Annotated in this window: 13 protein-coding genes; 5 read left to right on the top strand and 8 right to left on the bottom strand. The window is 34.7% G+C overall.

Annotated elements, in window-relative coordinates; all coding sequences use genetic code 11:
• Positions 1 to 47 precede the first annotated feature (47 nt).
• The 6 genes from ED556_RS13600 to asnB all read right to left on the bottom strand — a co-directional run bounded on the left by ED556_RS13600 (position 48) and on the right by asnB (position 8,861).
• On the bottom strand, positions 48 to 974 hold the full coding sequence (locus ED556_RS13600; protein ID WP_296325030.1) for a malate dehydrogenase: 927 nt from the start codon (positions 972 to 974) through the stop codon (positions 48 to 50).
• Positions 975 to 1,119: 145 nt separating this feature from the next.
• A complete protein-coding gene (gyrB, locus tag ED556_RS13595; protein ID WP_296325028.1) occupies positions 1,120 to 3,057 on the bottom strand; it encodes a DNA topoisomerase (ATP-hydrolyzing) subunit B in 1,938 nt (645 codons plus the stop codon).
• A gap of 295 nt (positions 3,058 to 3,352) precedes the next feature.
• Positions 3,353 to 3,544: a hypothetical protein gene (locus ED556_RS13590; protein ID WP_296325026.1), complete on the bottom strand. Its 192-nt coding sequence runs from the start codon at positions 3,542 to 3,544 to the stop codon at positions 3,353 to 3,355.
• Between the two features lie 62 nt (positions 3,545 to 3,606).
• Positions 3,607 to 4,788, bottom strand: coding sequence for a heparan-alpha-glucosaminide N-acetyltransferase domain-containing protein (locus ED556_RS13585; protein WP_296325023.1), 1,182 nt, complete (start codon positions 4,786 to 4,788; stop codon positions 3,607 to 3,609).
• A gap of 9 nt (positions 4,789 to 4,797) precedes the next feature.
• Positions 4,798 to 7,086 (bottom strand): beta-glucosidase BglX, encoded by a 2,289-nt coding sequence (gene bglX / locus ED556_RS13580; RefSeq protein ID WP_296325020.1) that lies wholly within the window; start codon positions 7,084 to 7,086, stop codon positions 4,798 to 4,800.
• 113 nt (positions 7,087 to 7,199) lie between these two features.
• Positions 7,200 to 8,861, bottom strand: coding sequence for an asparagine synthase B (gene asnB, locus ED556_RS13575; protein WP_296325015.1), 1,662 nt, complete (start codon positions 8,859 to 8,861; stop codon positions 7,200 to 7,202).
• A gap of 235 nt (positions 8,862 to 9,096) precedes the next feature.
• Between asnB and ED556_RS13570 the strand changes: the two genes are divergently transcribed.
• On the top strand, positions 9,097 to 9,627 hold the full coding sequence (locus ED556_RS13570) for a DUF2911 domain-containing protein (protein ID WP_296325012.1): 531 nt from the start codon (positions 9,097 to 9,099) through the stop codon (positions 9,625 to 9,627).
• A 49-nt stretch (positions 9,628 to 9,676) separates the two neighbouring features.
• Here ED556_RS13570 and ED556_RS13565 read toward each other — a convergent pair whose 3' ends face one another.
• Together ED556_RS13565 and ED556_RS13560 are read right to left on the bottom strand one after the other, a co-directional pair.
• Positions 9,677 to 10,309, bottom strand: coding sequence for a 7-carboxy-7-deazaguanine synthase QueE (locus ED556_RS13565; RefSeq protein ID WP_296325010.1), 633 nt, complete (start codon positions 10,307 to 10,309; stop codon positions 9,677 to 9,679).
• A 22-nt stretch (positions 10,310 to 10,331) separates the two neighbouring features.
• Positions 10,332 to 10,787 carry a Rid family detoxifying hydrolase gene (locus tag ED556_RS13560; RefSeq protein ID WP_296325006.1) on the bottom strand — a complete coding sequence of 152 codons (456 nt, stop codon included), beginning with the start codon at positions 10,785 to 10,787 and terminating at the stop codon, positions 10,332 to 10,334.
• Between the two features lie 137 nt (positions 10,788 to 10,924).
• On the opposite strand from ED556_RS13560, the gene ED556_RS13555 reads away from it, so the two are divergent.
• From ED556_RS13555 to ED556_RS13540, 4 genes are read left to right on the top strand one after another with little or no spacing between them, the layout of a single operon-like run.
• Positions 10,925 to 12,463, top strand: a complete 1,539-nt coding sequence (locus tag ED556_RS13555; RefSeq protein ID WP_296325003.1) for a helicase HerA-like domain-containing protein — start codon at positions 10,925 to 10,927, stop codon at positions 12,461 to 12,463.
• A 28-nt stretch (positions 12,464 to 12,491) separates the two neighbouring features.
• A complete protein-coding gene (locus tag ED556_RS13550; protein WP_296324999.1) occupies positions 12,492 to 13,046 on the top strand; it encodes a hypothetical protein in 555 nt (184 codons plus the stop codon).
• A gap of 3 nt (positions 13,047 to 13,049) precedes the next feature.
• Entirely contained in the window at positions 13,050 to 13,418 is a 369-nt protein-coding gene (locus ED556_RS13545) for a cupin domain-containing protein (protein ID WP_296324996.1), read from the top strand.
• 2 nt (positions 13,419 to 13,420) lie between these two features.
• Positions 13,421 to 14,248 carry an alpha/beta hydrolase gene (locus ED556_RS13540; protein ID WP_296324994.1) on the top strand — a complete coding sequence of 276 codons (828 nt, stop codon included), beginning with the start codon at positions 13,421 to 13,423 and terminating at the stop codon, positions 14,246 to 14,248.
• The last annotated feature ends 5 nt before the right edge of the window (positions 14,249 to 14,253 follow it).

Here is a 14,253-nt window from a genome sequence, read left to right as displayed (position 1 = left end):
AAAAAGACCGTGTTTAACGGTCCTTTTTAGTTATTTATAAGCTAAAATTACAATTGTAATAATCCATTTGTTTTCTTAACACCTTCTGCACTTTCTGCCATATGTACTTTTTCGGCATCACTTAATGGTACATCAACGATTTTTTCAATACCATTACGCCCTAGCACAACTGGTACACCTATACATAAATCACTTAGTCCATACTCACCATTTAACAATGTTGAACAAGGGAAAATTTTCTTTTGGTCACACGCAATAGCCTGAACCAAACCAGATACAGCAGCACCTGGAGCATACCAAGCTGATGTACCTAATAATTTAGTCAATGTTGCACCACCAACTTTAGTATCTGAAGCTACTTGAGCTAAACGCTCTTCTGATAAAAATTCTGACACTTTAATTGAGTTTCTTGTTGCATGAGACGTTAATGGTACCATACCTTTATCACTATGGCCACCGATAACCATACCATCGACATCGCTAATAGGTGCTTCTAAAGCTTCAGCTAGTCTGTACTTAAAACGTGCAGAATCTAATGCGCCGCCCATACCAATAATTTTATGCTTTGGTAAATCTGTAGTTTTATGAACCAAATACGTCATTGTATCCATTGGGTTACTAACAACAATTAAAATTGTATTTGGAGAATGCTCAACCAAACTCGCCGAAACGGTTTTTACGATACCTGCATTAATGCCTATAAGTTCTTCGCGAGTCATACCCGGTTTTCTAGGAATACCAGAAGTAATCACACAAATATCACTATTTGCAGTTTTAGAGTAATCGCTTGTGCTTCCTGTGATTTTTGTATCAAAACCATTTAAAGAGGCTGTTTGCATAAGATCCATTGCTTTTCCTTCAGCATAACCTTCTTTGATATCTAACAATACAACTTCTGAAGCGAAATTTTTAATAGCAATATATTCTGCACAACTTGCTCCAACGGCACCAGCGCCTACAACTGTAACTTTCATTTTTATGTGATTTTTTGAGTTATTAAATTTTGAAGCACAAATTTAAGGCTTTAGAGGCAGAATTCAATAATAAATATTTAGGTAATCTAAAATAAAAAAGGCAACTGTTTATCGCAGTTGCCTTTCGTTATTTTTTTAGAAAAATTTACGCATCAATATTAGCATAGATAGCATTTTTCTCAATAAATTCTCTACGTGGTGGTACTTCATCACCCATTAGCATAGAAAATATTCTGTCTGCTTCTGTGCCATTATCTATTTGCACTTGACGCATGGTTCTAAATTCAGGATTCATTGTTGTGTCCCAAAGTTGCTCGGCATTCATTTCACCAAGACCTTTATAACGTTGAATTTTTGAACCATCACCAAAGTTTGAAATAATCTCATCACGTTCTTTGTCACTCCATGCATATTGTTTTTTCGCTCCTTTCTTAACCAAATATAAAGGTGGTGTTGCGATGTAAACATGACCTTGCTCAATTAGCTCTTTCATATACCTAAAAAAGAAGGTTAATATTAAAGTAGAAATATGGCTACCATCAATATCGGCATCACACATAATCACTATTTTATGATAGCGTAACTTTGAAAGGTTTAGTGCTCTTGGATCTTCTTCTGTACCAATAGTTACGCCTAGAGCGGTAAAAATGTTTTTGATTTCTTCATTTTCGAACACCTTATGTTGCATTGCTTTTTCAACATTAAGAATCTTACCTCGTAATGGTAATATGGCTTGAAATGCTCTATCTCGCCCTTGTTTAGCAGTACCACCTGCAGAATCACCCTCAACTAAGAACACTTCACATTTTGCTGGATCTTGCTCTGAGCAATCGCTTAATTTACCAGGTAAACCACCTATGCTCATTACGGTTTTACGCTGAACCATTTCGCGAGCTTTTTGAGCTGCATGACGCGCTTGAGCTGCTAATATTACTTTCTGAACAATAGTCTTAGCATCATCTGGGTGTTCTTCTAGGTAATCGGTAAGCATTTCAGAAACTGCTTGCGATACAGAAGCAGATACTTCACGGTTCCCTAATTTAGTTTTGGTTTGTCCTTCAAATTGAGGCTCGGCAACTTTTACAGATACTATAGCGGTTAACCCTTCACGGAAGTCATCTCCAGAAATATCAAACTTCAGTTTGTCTAACATTCCTGAGCTATCTGCATACTTCTTCAAGGTATGCGTTAATCCGCGACGGAATCCTGAAAGGTGTGTTCCACCTTCGTGTGTATTAATATTATTTACATACGAATGTAAATTTTCAGCATAAGATGTATTGTAAACCATTGCTACCTCAACAGGCACACCATTTTTTTCACCTTCAAATGCAATAACATCTTTCATTAATGGCTCACGGTTACCGTCTAAGAACTTCACAAATTCAGGCAGTCCATTTTCCGAATGGAAAGTTTCACCTTCAAAAGACCCATCATCTTTTTTGTGTCTTCTATCTATAAGATGCACGGTTATTCCTTTATTAAGGTAAGCAAGCTCACGCATACGGCTTGCCAACGTATCATAACTATACTCTAAAGTTTGCGTAAATATCTGCGGGTCTGGTTTAAAGGTTACAATTGTACCTGTTTTATCAGAATCTCCAACAGTTTTTACTGGATACATGGTTTTACCACGTTCGTACTCTTGCTCCCAAATTTTCCCATCTCTATGTACTGTGGCTTTTAAGTGCTCAGATAATGCATTAACACAACTTACACCAACACCATGAAGTCCACCCGACACCTTGTAAGAATCCTTATCAAATTTACCACCTGCACCAATTTTGGTCATTACTACCTCAAGTGCAGATACGCCTTCTTTTTTATGAAGTCCTACTGGTATACCACGACCATCATCTTCTGTAGTAATGGAGTTGTCCTCGTTGATAGTAACAGTAATATTATCACAGTGTCCCGCAAGTGCCTCATCTATAGAGTTATCCACAACCTCGTACACCAAATGGTGTAATCCTCTTACACCAACATCGCCAATATACATGGATGGACGCATACGTACGTGCTCCATACCTTCTAATGCCTGAATACTATCTGCGGAATACTGTTTTTTATTTTCTTCGCTCATATTTTTATTGCTTGATTTTATCTATCGTAAAAAAATCGCCCATTCTAAGGGCGATTCATATACAAAGATAACACTTTAATAAGCCATTTTTAAGCGTTTTAAGACATTTATTACTTATTTATTAACAATTTTAATATTTATAAAAATGGCTTAAAAACGCTAAAAAGTAGCTTAAATTAAATTTTAATGAAAATTTTTCTGTTCTAAAAATTGGAAATTAGAAAAGTACGTTAGAACGGATTATTTCACCTCTATTATGTCTTAAATTAGGTATCTAATGGAAGGATTTAAATCTCTATCCTATAACACCATCATTATCTATATCTTGTCCTGAGCGTTCTTCTAAAACACGTAAAGTTCTTAGCAGTAGGTCTTGCGTTTTTTCGAGTTCGTGCTCTAAATCAGCAACACGTTGTTCTAAAGACGCTGCTTTATTTTTTTGGTTTTCTATTTCGCTTTGTTGAATAAGATCCCAGAATAGTCCCATGATATATTAGTTTTAAAGAGTTGATGTCATTACAGTTATATGTGCTTAAACACCCTAAAACGTTACAAGTAACTTAACCACCACTTATCTCTATTGTTAGCTTTGTATCTCATATAAGCTTTACAAACAGGATAAAGCGCTACTACAATTGCTATCCAAACCAAATAAACCGTAAATAATGAATAACCATAACCTTGAAGCATTCCCGTACTTAAAGTCTCATTATCTAAAATCATGAGTTTCCAATCTTTACCTGTAATTAATAATCCAATTATTGCTACGACATGAATTACAAATATGTGTAAGACATAATAGAAGAAAGGCACTCGACCAAAGACTAATAACTTATCTGTGAATTTTGTTTTCACAGTATCTATAGCTCTTAAAAACAATAATGCTGGCCCAAGTGTAATAAGTAAAAAACTTAGTGATGGCGGATATTTACTAACATTGAAAAAAGAAATAATACTTTTCTCTGTAGTTTCATAGGGTAACCAATGATTACCATCACCATATAAATTCCAAGTTCTTAAGATGAAGAATAAAGCAATAGCGGTAAGTCCAATAAAGAGTAACCATTTTTTTCTTAGAGTTGCATCTGCATTGTTTTTATATAATTCACCAAAACAATAGCCTAAAGCCATAACACCTATCCAAGCTAATACCGGATAGGAAAACCACATAAATCTTCCAGCACCAATTTCGAAACCATTATTCTGGTGTAAAAAATACCATATAATAGAGAGTGCACTAGTACCTTGCATAGTGATATCATCCAACAAATTATGTCCTAATATTATCAGCATTCCCAATATCAAAATCACTCGCTTAGGCAAATAAATAAGTACACCAAGTGCAATCATACACACCCCTATTGCCCAGATAACTTGTAGGTTAGTAAATCCGAAAGTAATATCGAACCACCACAAGAAATTATTAATAAATATTTCCACAAAAATGAGCCAAAGGCCTCTAGTTATTAAAAATTTAGACAATTGTCCTTTAGTCTTCTTTTGTCCGTATAAAAATGCTGAAGTGCCAGCCAAAAACACAAATACTGGTGCGCAATAATGCGTTATAAATCGCGTACCAAACAGGATAAGATTTGTGGATTCCATATTCTCTGGGTAGTTACCAGTAAAAGCATTAATATGAAAATAATCACGCACATGGTCTAAAGCCATGAATACCATAACTAAACCTCTTAAAATGTCTATGGATTGAATTCGATTTGATTTAACCATAAGCTGTTATCATTCTGCTAAAAGTTTAAAAGAAGTTTCAAGAGAAGTTATAGAACTTCCACCAATAAATATTTTAAATTCTCCAGGTTCAACCACAAATACACCATTGTTATCATAATATCCTAATTCGGATTTGTCTAAAGTAAACTCAATAGTTTTAGATTCACCTTTTTGTAATGATACCAACTCAAATCCTTTTAACTCTTTTACTGGTCTTACATTTTGAGCGTATAAATCTCTAATATAGAGCTGCACTACTTCTTTACCATCATATTCACCAGTATTTGTTAAATCTACCTTTACCGTAATGCTATTGCCAATTTTGACCTCATTTTTGTCTAGTCTTAGATTACTATACTTAAAAGTTGTATAACTCAATCCATGACCAAATGGATATAAAGGTGTATTTTCTATATCACTATAGTGAGACCAAAAGACATTATCTTCTGTATTGCTTGGTCTACCTGTATTTTTGTAATTGTAATAAATAGGTATTTGACCCACATTCCTAGGGAATGTCATCGGCAACTTACCACTTGGATTATAATCTCCGTAAAGTACTTTAGCAATTGCATTTCCTGCTTGAGACCCTAATTGCCAGGCTTCAACAATTGCTGGTATATGTTTAGCCGCCCAAGGAATTGCAAGTGGTCTTCCGTTATTCAATACCAGCACAATATTTTCGTTAACCTCAAATACCCTTTCAAGTAGCTCTTGCTGTAGCCCAGGTAAATCTATATTTGTTCTACTTCTAGCTTCACCACTCTGAAAACCGTGTTCTCCTAAAACCATGACCACAACATCGCTCTCTTTTGCTAAATCGATGGCCTCATTAATACCAGTTCTATCTGATGTATTAATATTCAATTCTTTTACGAAATGAGTTTTACCAATAGTAAGATCAACACCCTTTTCATATACCAATATGTTTTTGGTATATGCTTGCATACCTTCTAATACTGACACTGAAGAATTGTCATCAGCTGCTAGCCTCCAACTTCCAAGAGGACTATTTTTATCATTAGCTAATGCTCCAATAAGAGCTATTTTTTGACCTTCTTTCTTTAATGGCAGTAACTTAGTTTCATTCTTTAGAAGAACAATCGATTTCTTGGCAATTTCTAATACTGAATCTTGAAATTTAGAATTCAAAGAAATCGTATTCTTTTGATTTTCAATGCTGCAATATTTGTATGGGTTTTCGAAAAGGCCTAATTCAAACTTAACTTTTAAAATCCTGCTTACAGCGTTATCAATAAGTTGTTCTGAAACCACACCATTTTTCACTAATTCTGCTAATTCACTCACATATACGTAGCCTTCCATATCCATGTCTGAACCGGCTTTTGCTGCATACATTGCTGCTTCTTTTTTGTCCTTGGCCAATCCCCAAGAAATTAGCTCATTAATTGACGCCCAATCCGAAACCACAAAACCACCAAAGTTCCATTTCTCTTTCAATATATCTCGCTGTAAAAACTTACTAGCCGTCACAGGTTCTCCATTTAACTCATTAAAGGAATTCATCAATGTTTTGACATCACTCTTTACCGCAGCTCTAAATGGAGGAAAAACAACATTATATAAAGTACTTTGACTGATATCTGCTGAATTGTATTCTTTACCAGCTTCCGCAAAACCATAGGCAGCAAAATGTTTTGCAGTAGCAGCTACGGTATTCGGAGCTGACAAATCGTTGCCTTGAAAACCACGGACTCTTGCAGTAGCTATTTTACTAGCTAAATATGGGTCTTCGCCAGCACCTTCCATAACTCTTCCCCATCTAGGGTCACGGCCCACATCTACCATTGGAGCAAAAGTCCAGTTTATACCAAAAGCAGAAGCCTCAATTGCTGCAATTCGTGCAGACGTTTCTATAACGTCTAAATCCCAACTAGCAGACTCAGCTAAAGGAATTGGACTAATGGTTTTTAAACCATGTATTACATCATATCCAAATATTAAAGGAATACCTAATCTGGTATTTTCTACAGCAATTTTCTGAATTGCTTTTACCTGACGAACACCTCTTACATTCAACATACCACCAACTAACCCTTGTTCTATATGCTTGTATTTTAATTGGGCATTTCCTTCTGATGGTGCGGGTCCAGTCGCGTCCCAAAATCCGCTGTAAAGATTCATCTGACCCACTTTTTCTTCTATGGTCATTATTCCTAGTAATGAATCTACTTGCTTTTGAATTATTTCTCGCGACCCAGATATATCATTTTGAGAATTAATATTAGCTACATATAAAATGCCAAACAGAAAACATGCTACAGTATTTAATCTCATGGTTTATCTTTATTTAATCTGGTGTTTCTGTTACAATGTAATTATAAAAGTCATTAAATAAAAAAAGCACATAAGAGATATGTGCTTTTTATAAGTGTTAATTCTGTATTATACTAATACGCATCGTCATGAACATTTGCTATTGCACGTCCTGAAGGCTCATTCATGTTTTTGAATGCTTCATCCCATTCTAAAGCTGTTGCTGTACTACACGCCACACTTGCTTCTTGTGGTACACTTAATGCCGCAGCATCACTAGGGAAATGATCCTCAAATATAGAACGATAATAATACTCTTCTTTATTTAGAGGCGTGTTTATTGGGAATCTAAATTTAGCATTAGCCAATTGCTCATCTGATACTTCAGTCTCCACAATGTCTTTTAGTGTATCTATCCAACTATAGCCAACACCATCACTAAATTGTTCTTTTTGACGCCAAGCTACACTTTCAGGTAACATATCTTCAAATGCCTTACGCACCACCCATTTTTCCATGCGTTCACCGTTAATCATTTTATCTTTTGGGTTGATGCGCATAGCAACATCTATAAACTCCTTATCTAAAAATGGTACACGACCTTCAATTCCCCAAGCCATTAAACTTTTATTAGCACGTAAGCAATCGTACATATGCAACTTATCTAATTTACGCACTGTTTCTTCATGAAATTCTTGAGCACTTGGAGCCTTATGGAAATATAAATAACCTCCAAAAATCTCATCAGCACCTTCACCTGACAGTACCATTTTGATTCCCATAGATTTAATAACACGCGCCATTAAATACATTGGTGTAGATGAACGAATTGTAGTAATATCGTATGTTTCGATGTTATAAATGACATCCTTAATAGCATCTAAGCCTTCTTGAATAGTGAATTTAATTTCATGATGTACTGTTCCAATATGATCAGCAACTTTTTGCGCCGCAGCTAGGTCTGGTGAACCTTCTAATCCTACAGAAAAACTGTGTAATTGTGGCCACCATGCTTTTTCTTTATCGTCTGCTTCTATTCGTCTTTCAGAATATTTTTTTGCTATAGCAGATGTTACTGAAGAGTCTAATCCTCCTGAAAGTAATACTCCATAAGGTACATCACTCATTAATTGTCTATGGACTGCATCCTCTAAAGCTTGACGTACTTCAGCAATACTAGTTTCATTTTCTTTTACAGCTTCATATTCCATCCAATCTCGCTTATACCATTTTACTAGTTCACCATCTTTACTACTCATATAATGGCCTGGAGGAAATAACTCTATTTTTGTACAAACACCTTCTAATGCTTTTAATTCTGAAGCTACATAGAACGTACCGTGTTTGTCCCAACCCATATATAAAGGAATAATACCCATATGGTCGCGCGCAATGAAATATTCATCCTTTTCAACGTCGTAAATTGCAAATCCGAAAATTCCGTTCATTTGATCAACAAAGTCAACACCTTTTTCTTGGTATAGTGCTAATATTACTTCACAATCACTTTGTGTCTGAAACTTATAATCAGGAAATTGTGCACGCAATTCTCTATGGTTATAGATTTCTCCATTAGCGGCCAATACCAATTTTTTATCTTCAGTAAATAAAGGCTGCTTCCCAGAGGTAGGATCTACAATTGCTAAACGTTCATGGGCTAAAATAGCTTTATCATCACTATATATTCCGCTCCAATCTGGACCACGGTGTCTAATTGCTTTAGACATCTCTAAGACTTGAGGTCTTAATGTTTCTGTTTTTTGCTTTATATCAAATGCACATACAATTCCGCACATAACTTTTTTATTTAAATATTATTATGAAGCAAATATTAGATTAAACTTTCAATATTTAAATATAAATAATCAAATTAATTTCAAATTAAAACAATAAAGTTTAATTAAATACATAATTGAAACTTAATAATTACAAAAACATAACTTTAACTATCAATTTGTAAATTTTAATACTTCTTTACGACTGATGCCCATAATTACACACTAATTTTAATTCCACTAAAAATTAACCCACATGAAAACATCAAGATTATTTTCAATTTTAGCTTTTGCATTGGTATTACTTGTATCATACAACGCTGAAGCTCAAAAATTTAGCAAACTAGACAAAAGCCCTTTAGACGTTGCCTACTATAAAACTTCGAGAAGCGCACCTCCAATTGCAAGAGTTGTATACAGCAGACCTCAACTAAAAGGAAGAACTGTTGAATCTTTAGCTCCAAGCGGAAAAGTTTGGCGTACAGGAGCAAATGAAAATGCTGAAATTACATTTTATAATGATGTAAACTTTGGTGGTGATAAAATAAAGGCAGGAACATATTCTTTGTTTACTATTCCTGGTGATGGTGAATGGACTATTATTTTGAACAGCGATTTACATGCTTGGGGTGCATACTCATATAATGAAGGTAATGACGTTGCAAGAGTAAAAGCAACCGTGAGTGATAGTGATGATTCACTTGAAGCTTTTTCGATTGCTTTTTCTAAAGATAAATTAAATATGGGATGGGGAACAGTTAGAGTTTCTGTGCCTGTTACAAATTAAATTTTAAATTCCTCTTAATTAAAAAAGCCTTGATTAATCAAGGCTTTTTTTATGGTATATTTAAATATTTATGTGTTTGTAAAGACACTTTCCACTTAGGATGTGCCATGACATAATCTACTATTTCAGGCATCATTTTATCACGTTTACTCCATTCTGGCTGAAGGTATAAAATACAATCATCATTCACCTTAGCAGCTTGTTCTTCAGCAAACTTAAAATCACTTTTATTATATACAATACATTTTAGCTCGTGAGCTTCTTTGTAAATTTCATCCGTTGGTAATTTTACTTTTTTTGGTGACAAGCAAATCCAATCCCATTGACCAGTTAATCTATAAGCACCTGATGTTTCTATATGTGTTTGTACGCCTCTTGCCTTGAGTTGTTCGGTTAATGGTCCCATATCCCAAGTCAAAGGTTCGCCGCCAGTTACAACTATGGTATTGCTATACTTAACAGCATTGTCTACTATTTTTTGGGTCTCAGTAGGTGGATGTAATTCGGCCAACCAGCTTTCTTTAACATCGCACCAATGACAACCAACGTCACAACCACCAATTCGTACAAAATACGCGGCCGTACCTTTGTGATAACCTTCACCTTGAATGGTATAAAACTCTTCCATTAAAGGCAAGAGCAATCCTTTATCTATAAGTTCTTGTCGTTCTCTTCTCGTCATAGTTGGCAAATATACTCCAAAGTTATTTTGCTGCAATAACATCAATCTCAATACTTGCTCCACCTGCCAAGCCAGCAGCAGCGAATGTTGTACGCGCAGGTTTTTTGGTAAAATACGCTGTGTATACTGAGTTGAAGTCTTTAAAATCATTAATATCCTTTAATATTACGGTGCACTTAACCACATTGTCTAATGATAGATTATGGTGCTTTAACACGTCACTAATATTCTCAATAACCTGCTTAGTTTCGGCTTTAATTCCGCCTTTAACTAACTTACCTTCTTTGTGGTCTTTACCTATTTGTCCTGTTAAAAAGAGTAAATTCCCCGTTTCAACAGCATCACTAAAAGGTACATTGGCTCTACTAGCTTCATGAGATTTATGGAATTTAATTTTAGACGTTGATCTAGTACAAGATTGAATCATTACACCTGATAAAAGGACGATAATTATAAGATATCTGGACATAAATTTCATTTTTACTTGGATTCGATAATCGAGATCTAAATATAGTGAACTCGTATCAAATCCTATGTTTTAAACCACATAAACCGTTACCGTTTTACCTGTGGTAGTTTATCAAAATTACACTATTTTTATACAAATTTTAAGTGATGACGAATAAGGAGACTTTCTTTAAACATATAGCAGACGGAAATACATTTAAGGGTGATTTTTTAACATTAGGAGCAGCCATGCTTGATGGCGAAACTATAACAGATGCCTATGTCAATGTGCCTCTAAAAACCATGAACCGCCATGGCTTAATTGCAGGTGCTACAGGTACTGGAAAAACAAAAACATTACAGGTTTTAGCAGAAAACCTTTCAGAAAAAGGCATCCCAGTATTACTAATGGATATTAAAGGTGATTTAAGTGGGTTGGCACAACCTAGCCCTGGACACCCTAAAATTGATGAGCGTCACGAAAAAATTGGGTTACCATTTGATGCCAAATCGTTTCCTGTAGAAGTCATGACCTTGTCTGAGCAAGATGGTGTTAGATTAAGAGCAACTATAAGCGAATTTGGACCTGTTCTAATCTCAAGAATCTTAGATGTCACAGAAACTCAGGCTGGTATTATATCAGTGATTTTTAAATATTGTGATGATAACAAACTTCCACTTCTAGATATAAAGGATTTTAAGAAGATTCTTCAGTATGCTACTGGTGAAGGTAAAAAAGAATTTGAAGCATCTTATGGACGTATCTCAACTGCTTCTACTGGGGCTATTTTAAGAAAATTAATCGAAATTGAGCAACAAGGCGGAGACCTGTTTTTTGGCGAAACGTCTTTCGACACTCAAGATTTATTGCGAATAGATGAAAATGGTCGTGGTTATATTAATATCATAAGACTTACAGATATACAAGATAAGCCTAAGCTGTTTTCAACCTTTATGCTAAGTTTATTGGCTGAGATCTATTCTACATTTCCAGAGCAAGGTGATAGTGGACGACCAGAGTTAATTATGTTTATTGACGAAGCACATTTAATCTTTAATGAAGCTTCTGATGCCTTACATGATCAAATAGAAAGTATTGTAAAATTGATTCGTAGTAAAGGCGTTGGTTTATATTTTGTAACACAAAACCCAACTGACGTACCTGAAGCCGTATTAAGTCAATTAGGTCTTAAAGTGCAACATGCCTTAAGAGCATTTACAGCAAAAGACAGAAAAGCTATAAAACTGACTGCACAAAACTATCCGGATACTGATTATTACGATACCGCAGAAGTTTTAACCTCATTAGGTATCGGAGAGGCATTAGTTTCTGCTCTTGATGAAAAAGGAAGACCAACACCATTAGCCGCAACTATGATGCGTGCACCTATGAGTCGTATGGATATATTAACAGAGTCAGAGCTAAATTCGCTGTTATCACAATCGAAACTTGCTAAAAAGTACAACAAAGAGATTGATAGAGAAAGTGCCTACGAAATGCTTAATGAAAAAATTAAACAAGCTGAAGCCGAAGAAGCTAAAGCTAAGGCAAAAGCAGAAAAAGAAGCACTAAAAAAAGCAGAATCAAAGAAAAAAGCATCTTCTAGACGACGAAAAAGTTCTCGACAAAATCCATTGATTAAAGTACTTTCAAGTCCAACAGTTATTAGAAGTGTTCTAGGCATACTTACTAAAATGATGCGCTAGTCCTTACCAAACAATAAAATAATATTACATGAAAAAATATATTGCTCCAATCATAATCTTATTCATAGCTTTTTCAAGTTGTAAGGAAGATAAAATAGACCTTTTCGCTGTCTCAAAACACAAGGTCGGAATGCTTAACGATTCTACTCAAGTTAAAGAAATAAAAGCACTTTTTGCAAATGATTCTATTGTTAACTTTAAAGAAGATGATAGTTTTGTTAATGGTATAAATACTATAGATATCTATGAAAAAAATGGAAATCAATTATTGAGTATTACACCTAATGAAGCTTTAGATTCTACTTCTACGATAAGCTCAATTCAATTAATTGACCCGCGTTACAAGACCGAAAAAGGCATTACTAGCATTAGTACCTTTAAAGATGTAAAAGATAATTACAAGATTTCGAATATCTCAAATCTTATCAATTCTGTAATGATTACCGTTAACGAAATTGACGCAACATTTACTATCGATAAAAAAGAATTACCAACTAATATGCGTTTTGATATGGAAATGAAAATAGACCCTATTCAGATTCCAGATAATGCTAAGGTGAAATTCTTTATCGTTTATTTTTAATTCATGAGTAAAAAGTATAACATCCAAAGCTCACCATTTGTTGTCCCAACTGATGATGGTAAAATCATTAAAGAACATTTTGGAAGAGCAACAGATGGAAATTCTGAAATAAGCATTGCGCATATGGTAGCACCACCTGGTTGGTCTGAGCCATTTCAAACTCCTGAGTTCGATGAGTACACTTTTATTATAAAAGGCAAAAAACAATTCATTATTGAAGGAGAAACTATTGTTTTAAAGGCTGGTCAATCAATAAAAATTGAAAAGCACACACGTATTCAATATTCAAATCCGTTTACTGAACCCTGCGAATATTTGGCCATTTGTCTACCGGCATTCTCAATAGAATCTGTAAATAGAGAAAGCGAATAAGTATGAGTAATTTTATTATAAAATCTATAGGTGGTCTGCTTAATACAGCTAGTTATTTCTCTGCATCTTACGCATCAAACAAAGCACTGCAACTATTTGCTACACCCAGAAAAGGCAGGTATGATGAGGCACAAACAGCAATTGTTGCTCCAGCAGAAAAATTGACCTACACGTACGATAACCTTAATATTACAGTATACAATTGGAAAGGCAGTGGCAAAACTGTTTTTTTGGCTCACGGTTGGGAAAGTAACGCTTCTAGATGGAGTTATCTATTAGATACGCTAAAGGAAAAAGATTATAATATCTATGCTATTGATGCTCCAGTTCATGGTATGTCTGACGGAAAAGAGTTTAATGCTTTATTATATTCCGAATGTATAAATAGCGTTGCTAAAATTATTCAACCAGAAGTAATTATTGGACATTCGGTTGGTGGAATGGCAACGACCTTTTGTTTGCATAATCATGATTTACCTAGCGTGAAAAAAATTGCCTTACTTGGTGCTCCTGCTCATTTTACAGGTGTTTTTTCCAGATATAAATCTATGATGGGTTACAATAAACGCATATCGGAAGGTTTAGATACTATTGTTGTAAATCGTTTTGGAAAAACTGTAGATTATTTTTCAGCAGCTAATTTTACAAAAGAATTTAACATGCAAGGACTTATCATTCATGATAAAAATGATAAGATAATACCTTATGAAGATGCGCTATTGTACAAAGAAAATTTCAAAAACTCTGAACTAATCACCACTGAGGGTTTTGGACATGGCTTGAAGGACCAATCATTATCTCCAAAGATTATTGAATTTATAGACAGTTAATCTTT

It is taken from the genome of Winogradskyella sp. (assembly GCF_003712105.1).
GTDB lineage: Bacteria > Bacteroidota > Bacteroidia > Flavobacteriales > Flavobacteriaceae > Winogradskyella.
The sequence above is the reverse complement of the archived record's forward strand: the minus strand, read 5'-3'. Positions and strand labels throughout refer to the sequence as shown.